The organism is Burkholderia sola (assembly GCF_905400185.1).
Taxonomy (GTDB): domain Bacteria; phylum Pseudomonadota; class Gammaproteobacteria; order Burkholderiales; family Burkholderiaceae; genus Burkholderia; species Burkholderia sola.
The window spans coordinates 750717-766966 of sequence record NZ_FR989675.1; the positions used below are offsets into that span (position 1 = coordinate 750717).

A 16250-nucleotide genomic window follows, 5' to 3' on the forward strand; every position below is an offset into this window, starting at 1 on the left:
CCCCACGCTCGCTACGTTCGCTGCTTTCCGACGGGGCGATAAGCCGGCCGGCTACGCAGGCGCAGACCGATGCCCGGCGAATTCCCTGCTACGCCCTCCTTGGGGCGACCCGGCGGAGGCCGACATGAACTACAAGATTTCCACGGAGCCGGGCGCGAAGCTGCGCATCGACAAATGGCTGTGGGCGGCCCGGTTCTTCAAGACGCGCTCGCTCGCGACCGATGCGGTCGACAAGGGACACGTGAAGATCGGCGGCGCGGCGGTGAAGCCGGCGAAGGACGTGCGGGTGGGCGACGAGGTCGAGATTGCGATCGACGGCATCGTCTGGCACATTGCCGTGCTGGGCGTGTGCGACGTGCGCGGGCCCGCGAGCGTCGCGCAGACGCTCTACGCGGAGACGGAAGCGGGACGGGCCGCGCGGCTTGCCGAACTGGAGCGGCGCCGCACGTATCGCGAGCCGGCGGCCGAACTGCACGGCCGGCCGACGAAACGCGACCGGCGCATCATCGACAGATTCTCTGGTGGGAGCTGAACATCTGGTCGAACGTCGCCCGCGCGCTTCCGTATTCGGTCGTGCGATCGGTGACGGCTCCCGACAGGCAGATGGTGGTGGTGCCGGCGATGAGTACCAGCGCGACCACCGATATCGCAAAGGTCAGTTTCACGGTACTCCCCTCGAGAACAAGGGTGAAAACGGCGCCAGGTGGATGTCACGCGACGGTCAGCTAGGGGTAAACACGCTTTCCGACGCTTGAATGGAGTGTAGTGCAGCCGGCCTGTGCGGAGCTAGTACTTGCCGGGTAAGCGTTGTTACAGGCCGTTTCGCCCGATCCGGCGGACTATGCGACGCCTGCACCCGGAAAACGCCCGGTTGTTTCGCGGCATTGGCGAATGCTGGCGAATGACCCTCTTGAAACCGTAGTTTTCGCCCTTATTTGCACCAGTAATGTGCGGTGCCGCCGGGTATACGTCCGGCGGTCGCCGATTTGGCTTCAACCTCTAATCGACTTTCAGCGACATGGAAAACACGCAAGAGAATCCGGCTACCCAATCGGCCGAAGACATCGGCAGCGAGAAGCAGGCGGCGCAAGGCGCCGCACCCGCCGCCGAAGCTGCCGACGCGGCGCTCGCGGAGGCTCAAGCCAAGGTCGCCGAGCTTCAGGAAAGCTTCCTGCGGGCGAAGGCCGAGACCGAGAACGTGCGCCGCCGCGCGCAGGACGACGTGTCGAAGGCGCACAAGTTCGCGATCGAAAGCTTCGCGGAACACCTGCTGCCCGTGCTGGACAGCCTGGAAGCGGCCGTCGGCGACACCTCCGGCGACATCGCGAAGGTGCGCGAAGGCGTCGAGCTGACGCTGCGCCAGCTGACGAGCGCGCTCGAGAAGGGCCGCGTCGTCGCGATCAACCCGGTCGGCGAGAAGTTCGATCCGCATCAGCACCAGGCCATTTCGATGGTGCCGGCCGAGCAGGAGCCGAACACCGTCGTCACGGTGCTGCAAAAGGGCTACATGATCGCCGACCGCGTGCTGCGCCCGGCGCTCGTCACCGTCGCGCAGCCGAAGTAAGGCAGCGGAGATGGTGCCCGCCGGCGTCGATCCGGCCGCGTTCGACGCGTTCGACATGCAGGCGCTCGACGCCGGCACGTTTGACGCGGCCATCGACGGCGCGGGCGATGCGCTGGCCGTGGTGTTCTTCTGGGGCGTCGACTGCTTCAACTGCGAGATCGCGAAGAAGGCGATGCTCGCGCAGCCCGACGCGATCCTCGCGCTGGACCTGAAGTGGTTCCATTGCAACGTGTACGAACATCATCAGCTGGGGCGCCGCTTCGGATTGCACGGCGTGCCGACGTGGTTCTTCTTCCATCGCGGCAAGCGGCTGGGCCGCGCGACGGGCTGGCATGGCCTCGCCCAGTTCCAGGCGGCCGTCGCGGCGGCACGCGCGAAGATCGTGTCGGGCGGCGATTCGTCGGGTGCGATCCGCTAGCCGGCGGCGATTGAAAAAATTTAATATCCGCATCGCTCGTCGGGTCTTGAAAACGGATCGGACGGACGCATTTCGGGAACAGAGTTGAATTCTGGCGTGCGAAACCGCCCAAAACGCGGGGTTTCGTGCAGCAAACAAGCATTTCTGGAGATTAGGAAAAAATGGGAAAGATCATCGGTATTGACCTCGGCACCACGAACTCGTGCGTCGCGATCATGGAAGGCAACCAGGTCAAGGTCATCGAGAACTCGGAAGGCACGCGCACCACGCCGTCGATCATCGCGTACATGGACGACAACGAAGTGCTGGTCGGCGCGCCGGCCAAGCGTCAGTCGGTGACCAACCCGAAGAACACGCTGTTCGCGGTGAAGCGCCTGATCGGCCGCCGCTTCGAAGAGAAGGAAGTCCAGAAGGACATCGGCCTGATGCCGTACTCGATCATCAAGGCCGACAACGGCGATGCATGGGTCGAAGCGCACGGCGAAAAGCTCGCGCCGCCGCAGGTGTCGGCCGAAGTGCTGCGCAAGATGAAGAAGACGGCCGAAGACTACCTCGGCGAGCCGGTCACGGAAGCCGTGATCACGGTGCCGGCGTACTTCAACGACAGCCAGCGCCAGGCGACCAAGGACGCCGGACGCATCGCGGGCCTCGAAGTCAAGCGGATCATCAACGAGCCGACGGCGGCCGCACTCGCGTTCGGTCTCGACAAGGTCGAGAAGGGCGACCGCAAGATCGCCGTGTATGACCTCGGCGGCGGCACGTTCGACGTGTCGATCATCGAGATCGCGGACGTCGACGGCGAAATGCAGTTCGAAGTGCTGTCGACCAACGGCGACACGTTCCTCGGCGGCGAAGACTTCGACCAGCGCATCATCGATTACATCATCGGCGAGTTCAAGAAGGAGCAGGGCGTCGACCTGTCGAAGGACGTGCTCGCGCTGCAGCGCCTGAAGGAAGCCGCCGAAAAGGCGAAGATCGAGCTGTCGTCGGGACAGCAGACCGAAATCAACCTGCCGTACATCACGGCGGACGCGTCGGGTCCGAAGCACTTGAACCTGAAGATCACCCGCGCGAAGCTGGAAGCGCTGGTGGAAGACCTCGTCGAGCGCACGATCGAACCGTGCCGCATCGCGATCAAGGACGCAGGCGTCAAGGTGTCGGACATCGACGACGTGATCCTGGTCGGCGGCCAGACGCGCATGCCGAAGGTCATGGAGAAGGTGAAGGAGTTCTTCGGCAAGGATCCGCGCCGTGACGTGAACCCGGACGAAGCCGTCGCGGTCGGCGCGGCGATCCAGGGCCAGGTGCTGTCGGGCGACCGCAAGGACGTGCTGCTGCTCGACGTGACCCCGCTGTCGCTCGGTATCGAGACGCTCGGCGGCGTGATGACGAAGATGATCAACAAGAACACCACGATCCCGACGAAGCACGCGCAAGTGTATTCGACGGCGGACGACAACCAGGGCGCCGTGACGATCAAGGTGTTCCAGGGCGAACGCGAAATGGCGGCGGGCAACAAGCTGCTCGGCGAGTTCAACCTCGAAGGCATCCCGCCGGCACCGCGCGGCGTGCCGCAGATCGAAGTGACCTTCGACATCGACGCGAACGGCATCCTGCACGTCGGCGCGAAGGACAAGGCGACCGGCAAGGAAAACAAGATCACGATCAAGGCGAACTCGGGCCTGTCCGAGGCTGAAATCGACCAGATGATCAAGGACGCGGAAGCGAACGCAGCGGAAGACCACAAGCTGCGCGAGCTGGCCGATTCGCGCAACCAGGGCGACGCGCTGGTCCACAGCACGAAGAAGGCGCTGACCGAGTACGGCGACAAGCTGGACGCGGGCGAGAAGGAAGCGATCGAAGCGGCGCTGAAGTCGCTCGAGGACGCGCTGAAGGACACGTCGGCCGACAAGGCGGCGCTCGACGCGAAGGTCGAGGAGCTCGGCAAGGTCTCGCAGAAGCTCGGCGAGAAGATGTACGCCGACATGCAGGCCCAGCAGGCGGGTGCGGCCGGCGCGGCCGGTGCGACGGAAGGCGCGGCTCATGCGGGTGGTGCGCAACAGGCTGCCGACGACGTCGTCGACGCCGAGTTCAAGGAAGTGAAGAAAGACTAAGCCGGGTTGCCATGGCACCGCACGCCGCGCGCGACACGCGCGCGGCGCGGCTGAACAGCGGTCTGTCTTTCCTTCCGGATGGCCGGATCGACTCCACGCCTGGCGGGCTTCGCGGCCCTCCGGGCACATTTGTTTTTTGGCGGGTGCTGCGCGAGCCGTCCGCGGACGGTGCAGCGCCAGACGAGTCGAGAGACTTTACTGCGGGCGAAAGGAGCCGCCGCGTGCGCGATGCGCGGCGGCACAGTGAATCGATATGGCGAAACGGGATTACTACGAGGTTCTGGGCGTCGCGAAGAATGCGAGCGACGACGAAATCAAGAAGGCATATCGCAAGCTTGCGATGAAGTACCACCCTGACCGCAATCCGGACAGCAAGGATGCGGAAGAGCATTTCAAGGAGGCGAAGGAAGCCTATGAAATGCTGTCGGATGGTCAGAAGCGGGCCGCGTACGACCAGTACGGCCACGCGGGCGTCGATCCGAACATGGGCGGTGCGGGTGCACAGGGCTTCGGCGGCTTCGCGGATGCGTTCGGCGACATCTTCGGCGACATCTTTGGCCAAGCCGCGGGCGGCGCCGCGCGCGGCGGCCGCGGCGGCCCGCAGGTGTATCGCGGTGCCGACCTGCGCTACAGCATGGAAATCACGCTCGAGCAGGCCGCGCACGGCTACGACACGCAGATTCGCGTGCCGAGCTGGGTGTCGTGCGAAGTCTGCCACGGGTCGGGCGCGAAGCCCGGCACGAAGCCGGAAACCTGCCCGACCTGTCACGGCCAAGGCACGGTGCGCATGTCGCAGGGTTTTTTCAGCATCCAGCAGACCTGCCCGAAGTGCCATGGCACGGGTACCTACATCCCCGAGCCGTGCGCGCATTGCCACGGGTCGGGCAAGGTGAAGGAAACCAAGACGCTCGAAGTGAAGATCCCGGCCGGGATCGACGACGGGATGCGGATCCGCTCGGCCGGCAACGGCGAGCCGGGCATCAACGGCGGGCCGCCGGGCGACCTGTACGTCGAGATCCACATCAAACCGCACTCGGTGTTCGAGCGCGACGGCGACGATCTCCACTGCCAGATGCCGATCCCGTTCACGACCGCCGCACTCGGCGGCGAGATCGAGGTGCCGACGCTGGCCGGCCGTGCGTCGTTCCCGGTGCCGGAAGGCACGCAGTCGGGCAAGACGTTCCGCCTGCGCGGCAAGGGCATCAAGGGGCTGCGCTCGAGCATCGCGGGCGATCTGTACGTGCACGTGCAGGTCGAGACGCCCGTGAAGCTGACCGACACCCAGCGCGACCTGCTCAAGCAGTTCGAGAAGTCGCTGGCCGAGGGCGGCGCGCGTCACAGCCCGCAGAGCAAGAGCTGGTTCGACCGTGTGAAGAGCTTCTTCGAGTAATGGCATGACTGAAGGCAACGAGAGCGCGTCGTTCGCGCTCTTGGACGATTGCGACTCGACCGCGTCCGCGCGGTCGAGTCGTTTGTATTCGGGCTTCGTGCACGAACGCGTGTGCACGGACCCGGCGCAGCTCGACGCGATCGATGCGGCGGTGGCGCAGGATCTGCGCGACGGGCTGCATGCGGTCGTCGTCGGCGATTACGAATTCGGACGCAACCTGCAACGAGCGCAGCCGGGCGATGCCCCGCTGCGCTTTTTGCTGTATGCGCGCTGCGAGCGCCTGTCGCGCGACGAAGTCGACGCGTGGCTCGTGCAGCAGGACGGCGGCGGTACGCCGTCGATCGCGGGCGTCGCGCATGTCGCGAAGAGCGTGTCGCGCGATGCGTTCGACGCGGCGATCGCCGCGGTGCACGACGCGCTGCGTGCGGGCGATTCGTATCAGGTCAATTACACGTACCGGCTGAATTTCGATGTGTTCGGCACGCCGCTCGCGCTGTACCGGCGGCTGCGCGCGCGCCAGCCGGTGCGGTACGGCGCGCTGATCGCGCTGCCCGACGGCGCATGGGTCGTATCGTGCTCGCCGGAGCTGTTCGTCGAGAAGCACGGCGATGTACTGCGTGCGCGGCCGATGAAGGGCACCGCACCGCGTTCGGCCGATCCGCGCGAAGATGCGGCCGCCGCCGCGTTCCTCGCGAACGATCCGAAGAACCGCGCGGAAAACGTGATGATCGTCGACCTGCTGCGCAACGACGTGTCGCGGATCGCGCGCACGGGCAGCGTCAAGGTGCCGGCGCTGTTCTCGGTCGAGCCGTATGCGTCGGTGTGGCAGATGACGTCGACGGTCGAGGCCGGCTGGCGCGACGGCACGACGTTCGCGCAGATGCTGCGCGCGCTGTTCCCTTGCGGATCGATCACGGGCGCGCCGAAGTACAAGACGATGCAGTTGATCGACGCGATCGAGTCGACGCCGCGCGGGCTCTATACCGGCGCGATCGGCTGGCTCGATGCGCCGAAGGAAGACGCGGGCGATGCAACGCCCGACGGCGCGGCCGGTTGCGGCGATTTCTGCCTGTCGGTCGCGATTCGGACGCTGACGCTGGATGCGGACGGCGCTAGCAATGACACGGACGGCACGGGTACCGCCACCGCGGCAGCCGGCCGGCGACGCGGCACGATGGGCGTCGGCGCGGGCATCGTGCTCGACAGCGTCGCGGCCGACGAATATGCGGAGTGCCAATTGAAAGCACGATTCCTGACGGACGCCGACCCCGGCCTCCAGTTGTTCGAAACGACGGCCGCCACGCGAACGGACGGCATCCGCCATCTCGATCGCCATCTCGCGCGGCTGCAACGCAGCGCGGACGCATTCGGCTTCCGTTTCGACGCTGACGCGCTACGCCGGGAGATCGACGCACGCTGCGCGGCGCTCGACGGCGACGGCGCGTACCGGATGAAGCTCGCGCTGGCGAAGGACGGCACGATCGAGATCATCGCGGCGCCGCTCAAGCCGCTGCCGGCGGGGCCGGTCGGCGTGCTGCTGGCAGCCGAGCATGGCTTCGCGCCGACGCGCACCGACGACGCGCTGCTGCTGCACAAGACCACGCGCCGCGCCGAATACGACCGCGCGTGGCAGGCGGCGGAGGCGCTCGGCGGGTTCGACATGCTGTTCGTCAACGAGCGTGGCGAGGTGACGGAAGGCGGGCGCTCGAACGTGTTCGTGAAACTAAATGGTGTGTGGGTGACGCCACCGTTGTCGTGCGGCGTGCTGCCGGGCGTGATGCGCGGTGTGCTACTCGACGATCCGGCAGTAGGCGCCAAAGAGCGTGTGCTGACGCTCGACGATGTGCTGAACGCCGACGAGCTGATGATCTGCAATGCGTTGCGCGGGCCGATGGCAGCGCGGCTGATTCACGGCTGCGCACCGGCCTGAACGCGAATTACTTCTGCGGCGTACATTGCCAGCTTTGCACGACGGCGTGATCGGCTCGGGTAGCGGTCGTTCTCGAAAGTTGCAATGACGGTTCCGACGCGGATACTCCGGTCGCCGCCTGCTTTTTTTTCGGTCGCCAGATGGCGGTAGGGCCGACGGAAGTATAGATCGTGACCAGCGCGACGCCCTCACCATCGCCTGCCAGCTTTGGCCCGACGAGTTCAGCCGCCTTTTCATACACATGAGCCATCTTTTGCCGCTCCTTCGATTGACGAAGGTTCGATGGTCGCCGCGACGAAGGCGTGTAGAAATAGGACGAGTTATAAAATACGCGTTGTCCGGTCATGCAGTACGAGAAACGGCGTACTGCATTGCCGGTCAGCTCAGCGAGTGTGCTGCAGCGAACGCCGGCAGTGCGCCATGGCGCTGCCGGCCCACTCAGAACGAGTGTTCCGGGCCCGGAAACGACCGATCCTTCACCGCGCTCACATAGGCTTCGACGGCCGCCTGAATGGTCGGCTGCCCGTGCATGAAATCCTTCACGAAGCGCGGCCGCTTGCCGGGAAACACGCCGAGCATGTCGTGCAGCACGAGCACCTGCCCCGAGCAGTCGGCGCCGGCGCCGATGCCGATCGTCGGGATCTTCAGCATGTGCGTGACTTCGGCCGCGACGAGCGTCGGTACCGCTTCGAGCACGACGAGCTGCGCACCGGCATCCTCGATCGCGCGCGCGTCGCGCAGCAATTGCGCGGCGCCGGCTTCGGTCTTGCCCTGCACCTTGAAGCCGCCGAACGCATGCACCGACTGCGGCGTGAGGCCGAGGTGCGCGCACACGGGCACCGAGCGTTCGACGAGGAAGCGGATCGTATCGGCGAGCCATTCGCCGCCTTCGAGCTTGACCATCTGCGCGCCCGCGCGCATCAGCTTGACCGCGTTCGCGAACGCGTCGGCCGGCGTCCCGTACGTGCCGAACGGCAGATCGGCGACGACGAGCGCGCGCGGCTGCGCCCGGGCGACACAGGCGGTGTGGTACGCGATGTCGTCGATCGACACGGGCAGCGTGGTCGAGTGGCCCTGCAGCACGTTGCCGAGCGAATCGCCGATCAGCAGCACGTCGGTGCCGGCGCGATCGAGCAGCGCGGAAAAGCTCGCGTCGTAGCACGTGAGCATCGCGATCTTCTCGCCGGCGTCGCGCATTGCCTGCAGCTTGGGGACCGTCACGGCAGGCCGGCTCGATTCCTGGAGATAGGTCATGGGAAATCCGGGTCGGTGGTGAGAAACGACAGGCGAGGACGCGTCAGCGCGTCGTCTCGCCCTTGACGAAGAATTCCTTGCGGCCGCGCATCGTCTCGATGCGCTCGACCAGCAGGGCGAGATCTTCGGGGGAATCCAGCGGGTTCAGGTGTTCGGCTGCGACCGTCAGCACCGGCGTGCGGTCGTAGTGGTAGAAGAATTCGTTGTACGCGTCGACGAGCGAGCGCAGGTACGCGTCGCTGATCTGCAGCTCCATCGGCGTTCCGCGCTTCTGGATGCGCGAGAACAGCACTTCGGGGCTGGCCTGCAGATAGACGACGAGATCGGGCGACGGCGCCTGCGGCACGTCGACGTGCGTGGCGACCGAGCGATACAGCTGCCACTCGTCTTCCGGCAGGTTCAGCCGCGCGAAGATGTCGTTCTTCTGCGGCATGAAATCGGCGATGACGGGGCGGCCCGTGTCGAGCGCACCGATCAGCTCGCGCGCCTGCTGCGCGCGCTGCAGCGCGAACGACAGCTGGACGGGCAACGCGTAGCGCGCGGTGTCGCGATAGAAGCGTTCGAGGAACGGGTTGTCCTGCGGGCGCTCGAGCAGCGTCTGCATCGACCAGCGCTCGCCGAGCAGCCGCGCGAGCGTCGTCTTGCCGACGCCGATCGGGCCTTCGATCACGAGATAGCGGTGCGGGGCGCGCAGGTCGGGCGCGGTGACGGTCAGCGGAGTCGAGTTCATCGGCAGCGGGTCTTGTCGGCGTCTTCGCCGGCAGCGAGCGCCTTTTGCATCGGGCACTGGCAGGTTTGCACCTTTTCGACGCGCTGATCCGCGACGGCGGCGAGAAAGGCGTCGGCACGGCCGCGCGCGGGGATGTCGAGCGCCGGCTCGATCTCGACGAGCGGCACGAGCGCGAACGCGCGGTCGGTGAGGCGCGGGTGCGGGACGATCAGGTCGGGTTCGTCGATCGAATCGGCGCCGAACAGCAGGATGTCGAGGTCGAGCGTGCGCGGCGCATTGCGATACGGGCGCTCGCGGCCGAAGTGATGTTCGATCTTCTGGCAGAGCGCGAGCAGCTCGCGGGCCGACAGCGTCGTGTCGAGCTTGACGACGCAGTTGTAGTAGTCGTCGCCGCCCGCTTCGAACGGCGCCGTGCGATACAGGCTCGATTTGCCGAGGATCGAGATGGTGCGCTGCTGCGCGAGGCACACCACCGCGTCCTTCAGGGTCTGGCGCGCATCGCCGAGATTCGCCCCCAGTCCGATATATGCAACCGTCATGGCATCACTTCCTACGTCGTTCGCCGGCGCGCGCGTCAGTCGTCGGAACCGCTCGCGGTATCTGGCGCCTGCTCGGCGGCACCTTCGCCCTGCTGGCGGTTTCGCGCACCGCCGCGGCGGCGCCGCTTGCGGGGCGATTTTTCCTTCGAGCCGCCCTGCGTGAGCAATGCCTCGCGAGCGGCCGCGTCGCCTTCGATGAAATCCGTCCACCACTGTCCGACTTCCGTCTCGAGCTCGCCGGATTCGCAGCGTAACAGGAGGAAATCATACCCCGCTCTAAACCTTTGGTGTTCCAGCAGCCGCATCGCGCTGCGGCCCGAGCGTTTCTCCAGGCGCAGCTGCAGGCCCCAGATCTCGCGCATGTCGGCCGAGTAGCGCTTGTGGATCGCAAGTTTCTCGGTCTGCATGTCGAGCACGTCGTCCATCGCGCGATGGAGCGCCGGCACCGGGATTTCGCCCGCCGCCGTGTATTGCTCGAAGCGCTGGCGCATGTCGTGCCACAGCAGCGTCGCGAACAGGAAGCCCGGCGACACCGGTTTGCCGGCGCGCACGCGCGCGTCGGTGTTGTTCAGCGCGAGCGTGATGAACTTCTCGCCCTGCGGCTGTTCGAGCACGACGTCGAGCAGCGGCAGCAGTCCGTGGTGCAGCCCTTCCTTGCGCAGCCGCTGCAGGCACGCGAGCGCGTGGCCCGACAGCAGCAGCTTCAGCATTTCGTCGAACAGGCGCGCGGCGGGCACGTTGTTGATCAGGTCGGCGAGCGCGTGGATCGGCTCGCGCGTATGCGGCTCGATCTCGAAATCGAGCTTCGCCGCGAAGCGCACGACGCGCAGCATCCGCACCGGATCCTCGCGAAAGCGCGTGGCCGGATCGCCGATCATCCGCAGCAGGCGGGCGCGTACGTCGGCCATCCCGTCGTGATAGTCGAGCACCGTCTGCGTCGACGGGTCGTAGTACATCGCGTTGATCGTGAAGTCGCGGCGCGCGGCGTCCTCGTGCTGCTCGCCCCACACGTTGTCGCGCAGCACGCGGCCGCTCGCATCGACCGCGTGCGTGCGGCGATCGAGTTCGTCGCGCTTCAGGCGCCTCGGCGGCTCGGCCGTGGCCGCCGCCGCGGCCGCCTCGGGCGGTGCGTCGACCAGCGCGCGGAACGTCGAGACCTCGATCAGTTCCTGGCCGAACTGCACGTGGACGATCTGGAAGCGGCGGCCGATCAGGCGCGCGCGGCGGAACAGGCGCTGCACCTCGGTCGGCGTCGCGTCGGTCGCGACGTCGAAGTCTTTCGGCGCGATGCCGAGCAGCAGGTCGCGCACCGCGCCGCCGACGATGAACGCGCGGAAACCCGCCTGCTGCAGCGTGTCGGTCACGCGCACCGCGTTCTTCGAGATCAGCGCCGGGTTGATACCGTGCACGCTGGCCGGCACGACGGTCGGCTCATGGTTGCTGCGCGGTTTCTTCGCGCCGCCGCCGCGGGCGCCCTTCGGCGCGCGCGGGGCAGCAGGGGCCGCTTCGTCGGCCGGGGCCGCCGCGGGGGACGTTTGCTCGGTTTCGTCCTGGCCGAGCAGCTTTCGAATGAATTTTTTGATCACGACGTTCAGAAGAGATCGAGGATACGCCAGCCGCGGGTGCTTGCATGCGCACGCAGCGTGTCGTCAGGGTTGGTCGCGATCGGGTCGGTGACTTTCTCGAGCAGCGGGATGTCGTTGTGCGAGTCGCTGTAGAAGTAGCTGTGTTCGAAGTCGTCCCAGTGCTTGCCGAGCGACGCGAGCCATGCTTCGGTGCGCACGATCTTGCCTTCGCGATAGCTCGGCGTGCCGGTCGGTCGGCCCGTGTACGGCGAATCGGGATGCCCGTCGGTCGTTTCGACCTCGCACGCGATCAGCGTGTCGACGCCGAACGCGGTCGCGATCGGGCGCGTGATGAATGCGTTGGTCGCGGTCACGACGCAGCACAGGTCGCCCGCATCGAGGTGCTTGCGTACCAGTTCGAGCGCGGCGGGCGTCATCGCGGGGCGGATCACCTCGTGCATGTACTGCTCGTGCCACTCGGCGAGTTGCGCGCGCGAATACTTCGCGAGCGGCGTGAGCATCGCGCACAGGTACGCATGGATGTCGAGCTGGCCGGCCTTGTAGTCGGCGAAGAACTGGTCGTTCTGACGCGAGAAGCTTTCCGCGTCGACGATGCCGAGCTTCACCATGAAGCGACCCCATTCGTGGTCGCTATCGGTCGGGATCAGCGTGTGATCGAGGTCAAAGAGTGCCAGATTAGTCATGGAAGCGCATTTTACTCGAAGCGGTTCGGGCCCGTGCCCGGTGGTGTGATGTCGTCGCCGGGACGCGCGAGCATCCGGCGCAGCAGCGGCAGCGTGACCGCGCGTTTCTGCTCGAGCGAGAAGCGGTCGAGCGCGTCGAGCAACGCCATCAGGCTCGGCATGTCGCGGCGGAAATGGGTCAGCAGGTACGCGGCGATGTCGTCGGTGAGCGCGATCCCGCGTTCCTTCGCGGCGAGCTTGAGCACTGCGATCTTGCCTGCGTCGGACGGCGGCGACAGATGGAACACGAGCCCCCACCCGAGGCGCGTGCGCAGATCCTCGCGCACGTCGAGCGCGAGCGGCGCCGCCGGGCCCGCCGCGACGAACGCGCTCGACGGATGCGCGCGCACTTCGTTGAACAGGTTGAACAGCGCGACCTGCTGCGTGTCGCTCATCCGGTCGCAGTCGTCGATCGCGTAGATGCCGATGCGCGGGTCGAACGTGAAGGCGCCGAGCGGGCTCTGCGGCGTCAGGTAGCGCGCATAGCCGTACGACGCGTCGCTCACGAGCGCCTGCAGCAGATGGGTGCGGCCGCTGCCGGGCTCGCCCCAGATATAGAACGACCGGTCCGGCACAGGGCCGGCCGCGAGCGCGAGATCGAGCTTCTGCAGGCGCGAGACGAGCTCGTCGTTCTCCTCGTTCATGATGAAGTTGTCGAACGTGGCGGGCGGCGGCGTGCCGAGATCGAGCGTCAGTTGACGGGACACAGCAGTCACAATGCGGATCGGTTGAAAAAACGCGTGCCGTACGCCGGGCACGCGCGGGGGAAGGCGCCTCGGCTGGCTTCACGCGCGACCGTACGCACGGCGGCGCGGCGCGGGTTTCGGCGCGCTTCGCCCGGCGATGAAAACGGGGACGTGTCGACCAAGATGCAATCCCTGACGATTCGGTGCTGGGAATTCCGGCCAATGGGCCGGCTTCGGGTAAAATCGCATTTTACCGACCTTCTCGCATTCCCCCATGAATCCTCCGAAATCCGCTCCCGACGCTCAAGGTCTGTCCTATCGCGACGCAGGTGTCGACATCGACGCAGGCGACGCGCTCATCGACAAGATCAAGCCTTTTGCGAAGAAAACCCTGCGCGACGGCGTGCTCGGCGGCATCGGCGGGTTCGGCGCGCTGTTCGAAGTGCCGAAGAAGTACCAGGAGCCCGTGCTCGTGTCGGGCACCGACGGCGTCGGCACCAAGCTCAAGCTGGCCTTTCATCTGAACAAACACGACACCGTCGGCCAGGATCTCGTCGCGATGAGCGTGAACGACATCCTCGTGCAGGGCGCCGAGCCGCTGTTCTTCCTCGACTACTTCGCATGCGGCAAGCTCGACGTCGATACGGCCGCCACTGTCGTCAAGGGCATCGCGCACGGCTGTGAACTGTCGGGCTGCGCGCTGATCGGCGGTGAAACGGCCGAAATGCCGGGCATGTACCCGGACGGCGAATACGACCTGGCCGGCTTCGCGGTCGGCGCGGTCGAGAAGAGCAAGATCATCGACGGCAGCACGATCGCCGAAGGCGACGTGGTGCTGGGCCTCGCATCGAGCGGCATCCACTCGAACGGCTTCTCGCTCGTGCGCAAGATCATCGAGCGCGCGAATCCGGACCTGTCGGCCGATTTCCACGGCCGCTCGCTGGCCGATACGCTGATGGCGCCGACGCGCATCTACGTGAAGCCGCTGCTCGCGCTGATGCAGAAGCTGTCGGTGAAGGGCATGGCGCACATCACCGGTGGCGGCCTCGTCGAGAACATCCCGCGCGTGCTGCGCGAAGGCCTCACCGCCGAGCTCGACCAGAACGCATGGCCGTTGCCGCCGCTGTTCAAGTGGCTGCAGGAGCACGGCGGCGTCGCCGACGCGGAAATGCACCGCGTATTCAACTGCGGGATCGGGATGGCCGTGATCGTCTCGGCGGCCGATGCCGACGCAGCGATCGCCGACCTGACCGCCGCCGGCGAACAGGTGTGGAAGATCGGCACCGTGCGGGCGACCCGCGAAGGCGAGGCGCAGACGGTCGTGGTCTGACGTACCGCAGGCAGATGCAGTAGGAAAAGCCGCCCGGAGTCGATCCGGGCGGTTTTTTTTCGGGCGCCGCGTGGCGGTCGGACGCGCGTCGACGCTTACGCGGACGCTCGCGGCGCGCTCGCCGGCCGCGCGCCGGCCAGCAACGGCGGCACGAACAGGTACAGCAGCGCGGCCGCGGCCCACACGAGGCCCGGCCACGTCGCACGCGTCGCCGCGTAGGTCGCGGTGACGACCAGCGGCCCCGCGACGCCGATCAGGCTCGCCACGCTCGCCAGCGTGCCCTGCAGTTCGCCCTGGCGTGCATCGTCGACCTGCCGCGCGAGCATCGCCTGCAACGCCGGCAGCGTCATGCCGCCGGCCGCGAACAGCGGCAGCAGCGCGAACGGCACCCATGTGGCGGTCGCGAACGCGATGACGGCCAGCCCGAGCGCATCGCCTGCAAGACCCAACGCGAGCGCGCGCCGCTCGCCGAGCCGCGCGATCAGCGGCCCGATCGCGAATGCCTGAGCGAGCGCGTGGCACGCGCCGTAACCGGCGAGCGACAGCCCCGCGACCGGCGTCGACCAGCCGAAATGTTCCTGGCCGTACAGGATCCACAGCGTCGCGGGCGCCTGCGACACCAGCGCGACGATCACGTAGATGCCGACCAGCGGCGCGAGCGCGGGCGCACCGCTCAGCCGTCGCAGGCTCGCGAACGGATTGAGCGCGCTGGCCGTCCGGCCTTCGCGGGCCGAACGCGGCCGCGATTCCGGCAGTACGCGCCATACGAGCACGAGATTCAGCGCATTGAGCAACGCGGCCGCGACGAACGGCGCACGCAGGTGCAGCGCGCCGAGCAGCCCGCCGATCAGCGGGCCGGCGATGAAGCCGATGCCCATCATCGCGCCGAGCTGGCCGAAGCGCCGTGCGCGGTCGGGCTCGGCCGTCACGTCGGTCACGTACGCGGTCGCGACCGCGACGTTCGCGCCGCTGATGCCCGCGATCAGCCGGCCGACGTACAGCCACGCGAGTGTCGGCGCGAGCGCCATCAGCAGATAGTCGAGCGCGGCGCCCGCGAGCGATGCGAGCAGCACCGGGCGGCGGCCGAAACGGTCGCTCAGCGTGCCGAGCAGCGGCGCACACAGGAACTGCGCGAACGCGTACAGCGCGAGCAGGATGCCGTAGTGGGTGTCGGTGCTGCCCGCGGCGGCGAGCGAACGCAGCAGCCCGGGCAGGATCGGCATCACGATCCCGACGCCGATCGCGTCGAGCAGGACCGTGGCCAGGATGGCAATAAGGGACGGATTCAAGGGTATCACTCTATCGATGATAGAGTGCGAAGTATTCCACAGTTTCCCTATCGGTGATAGAGATGAAGGACACAGGCGCGCGGCTGACGCGCGACACGGTATTGCGCGCGGCGCTCGATTTGCTGAATGAGGTGGGGATCGACGGGCTGTCGACGCGGCGGCTCGCCGAACGGCTCGGCGTGCAGTCGCCGACGCTGTACTGGCATTTCAGGAACAAGGCCGAGCTGCTCGACGCGATGGCCGAGGCGATCATGCTCGAGCGTCACGGCGCGTCGCTGCCGCGGCCGGGCGACGTGTGGGATGCGTGGCTCGCGGAGAATGCGCGCAGTTTCCGCCGCGCGCTGCTGGCCTACCGCGACGGCGCGCGCCTGCACGCCGGCACGCGGCCGCGCGCGCTGCATTTCAGCTCGATCGAACGCAAGGTCGCGCTGCTGGGCGACGCGGGGTTCGCGCCGGACGAGGCGGTCGACGTGATGGTCGCGATCGGCCGCTTCGTGGTCGGATGGGTGCTGGAAGAGCAGGCGGGGCCGGGGGCAGGTGCCGATGCGCCGCTGCCGGATGCGGCCGAGTATCCGTTGTTCGCGAAAGGCTGGGCCGCGCTGCGCGAGCGCAGCGACGACGAAGCGTTCGAGCGCGGTATCGCGTGGATCGTCGACGGCGCCCGCGCGCGCCTGGCGGCGCGTCAGGCCGGCTGAGTG

General features: G+C 67.0%; 17 protein-coding genes. 8 read left to right on the forward strand and 9 right to left on the reverse strand.

Translation table 11 applies throughout. The features are described from left to right. Positions 1 to 124 precede the first annotated feature (124 nt). Positions 125 to 532 (forward strand): RNA-binding S4 domain-containing protein, encoded by a 408-nt coding sequence (locus KR541_RS03415; RefSeq protein ID WP_043189537.1) that lies wholly within the window; start codon positions 125 to 127, stop codon positions 530 to 532. On the opposite strand, the gene KR541_RS03420 is transcribed toward KR541_RS03415, so the two are convergent. Continuing rightward, positions 504 to 665, reverse strand: coding sequence for a hypothetical protein (locus tag KR541_RS03420; RefSeq protein ID WP_162838112.1), 162 nt, complete (start codon positions 663 to 665; stop codon positions 504 to 506). The genes KR541_RS03415 and KR541_RS03420 overlap by 29 nt on opposite strands. 353 nt (positions 666 to 1018) lie before the next feature. Between KR541_RS03420 and grpE the strand changes: the two genes are divergently transcribed. From grpE to KR541_RS03445, 5 genes are all read left to right on the forward strand, one after another. Further along, a complete protein-coding gene (grpE, locus tag KR541_RS03425; protein WP_050011768.1) occupies positions 1019 to 1564 on the forward strand; it encodes a nucleotide exchange factor GrpE in 546 nt (181 codons plus the stop codon). 10 nt (positions 1565 to 1574) lie between these two features. Beyond that, a complete protein-coding gene (locus tag KR541_RS03430; RefSeq protein ID WP_216089353.1) occupies positions 1575 to 1982 on the forward strand; it encodes a thioredoxin family protein in 408 nt (135 codons plus the stop codon). A 161-nt stretch (positions 1983 to 2143) separates the two neighbouring features. Beyond that, positions 2144 to 4096 (forward strand): molecular chaperone DnaK, encoded by a 1953-nt coding sequence (gene dnaK / locus KR541_RS03435; protein WP_089488182.1) that lies wholly within the window; start codon positions 2144 to 2146, stop codon positions 4094 to 4096. A gap of 253 nt (positions 4097 to 4349) precedes the next feature. After that, complete coding sequence (gene dnaJ / locus KR541_RS03440; protein ID WP_050011765.1) at positions 4350 to 5486, forward strand: molecular chaperone DnaJ; 1137 nt, start codon at positions 4350 to 4352, stop codon at positions 5484 to 5486. 4 nt (positions 5487 to 5490) lie between these two features. Beyond that, complete coding sequence (locus KR541_RS03445) at positions 5491 to 7416, forward strand: chorismate-binding protein (protein ID WP_216089354.1); 1926 nt, start codon at positions 5491 to 5493, stop codon at positions 7414 to 7416. Here KR541_RS03445 and KR541_RS37000 read toward each other — a convergent pair. The 7 genes from KR541_RS37000 to hda form a co-directional block, all read right to left on the reverse strand. Further along, positions 7395 to 7556 (reverse strand): BPSL0067 family protein, encoded by a 162-nt coding sequence (locus KR541_RS37000; RefSeq protein WP_216089627.1) that lies wholly within the window; start codon positions 7554 to 7556, stop codon positions 7395 to 7397. The two genes, KR541_RS03445 and KR541_RS37000, sit on opposite strands and share 22 nt — an antisense overlap. Positions 7557 to 7854: 298 nt before the next feature. Then, on the reverse strand, positions 7855 to 8670 hold the full coding sequence (panB, locus tag KR541_RS03455) for a 3-methyl-2-oxobutanoate hydroxymethyltransferase (protein ID WP_089488184.1): 816 nt from the start codon (positions 8668 to 8670) through the stop codon (positions 7855 to 7857). A 43-nt stretch (positions 8671 to 8713) separates the two neighbouring features. Beyond that, a complete protein-coding gene (locus KR541_RS03460; protein WP_050011762.1) occupies positions 8714 to 9400 on the reverse strand; it encodes a deoxynucleoside kinase in 687 nt (228 codons plus the stop codon). Further along, a complete protein-coding gene (folK, locus tag KR541_RS03465) occupies positions 9397 to 9939 on the reverse strand; it encodes a 2-amino-4-hydroxy-6-hydroxymethyldihydropteridine diphosphokinase (RefSeq protein WP_034187173.1) in 543 nt (180 codons plus the stop codon). The genes KR541_RS03460 and folK overlap by 4 nt, the downstream gene beginning before the upstream one ends. A gap of 35 nt (positions 9940 to 9974) precedes the next feature. Then, positions 9975 to 11525 (reverse strand): polynucleotide adenylyltransferase PcnB, encoded by a 1551-nt coding sequence (gene pcnB / locus KR541_RS03470; RefSeq protein WP_050011761.1) that lies wholly within the window; start codon positions 11523 to 11525, stop codon positions 9975 to 9977. Between the two features lie 5 nt (positions 11526 to 11530). Then, positions 11531 to 12208 carry a histidinol-phosphatase gene (locus KR541_RS03475; RefSeq protein WP_050011760.1) on the reverse strand — a complete coding sequence of 226 codons (678 nt, stop codon included), beginning with the start codon at positions 12206 to 12208 and terminating at the stop codon, positions 11531 to 11533. Between the two features lie 11 nt (positions 12209 to 12219). Further along, a complete protein-coding gene (hda, locus tag KR541_RS03480) occupies positions 12220 to 12954 on the reverse strand; it encodes a DnaA regulatory inactivator Hda (RefSeq protein WP_034200992.1) in 735 nt (244 codons plus the stop codon). 253 nt (positions 12955 to 13207) lie between these two features. Here hda and purM point away from each other — a divergent pair, with 253 nt between their 5' ends. Continuing rightward, positions 13208 to 14263, forward strand: a complete 1056-nt coding sequence (gene purM, locus KR541_RS03485; RefSeq protein WP_050011759.1) for a phosphoribosylformylglycinamidine cyclo-ligase — start codon at positions 13208 to 13210, stop codon at positions 14261 to 14263. Positions 14264 to 14358: 95 nt separating this feature from the next. Here purM and tet read toward each other — a convergent pair whose 3' ends face one another. Beyond that, positions 14359 to 15552, reverse strand: a complete 1194-nt coding sequence (tet, locus tag KR541_RS03490; protein WP_089488185.1) for a Tet(A)/Tet(B)/Tet(C) family tetracycline efflux MFS transporter — start codon at positions 15550 to 15552, stop codon at positions 14359 to 14361. Between the two features lie 62 nt (positions 15553 to 15614). Here tet and tetR point away from each other — a divergent pair, with 62 nt between their 5' ends. After that, complete coding sequence (tetR, locus tag KR541_RS03495) at positions 15615 to 16247, forward strand: tetracycline resistance transcriptional repressor TetR (RefSeq protein ID WP_050011757.1); 633 nt, start codon at positions 15615 to 15617, stop codon at positions 16245 to 16247. Positions 16248 to 16250 lie beyond the last annotated feature (3 nt).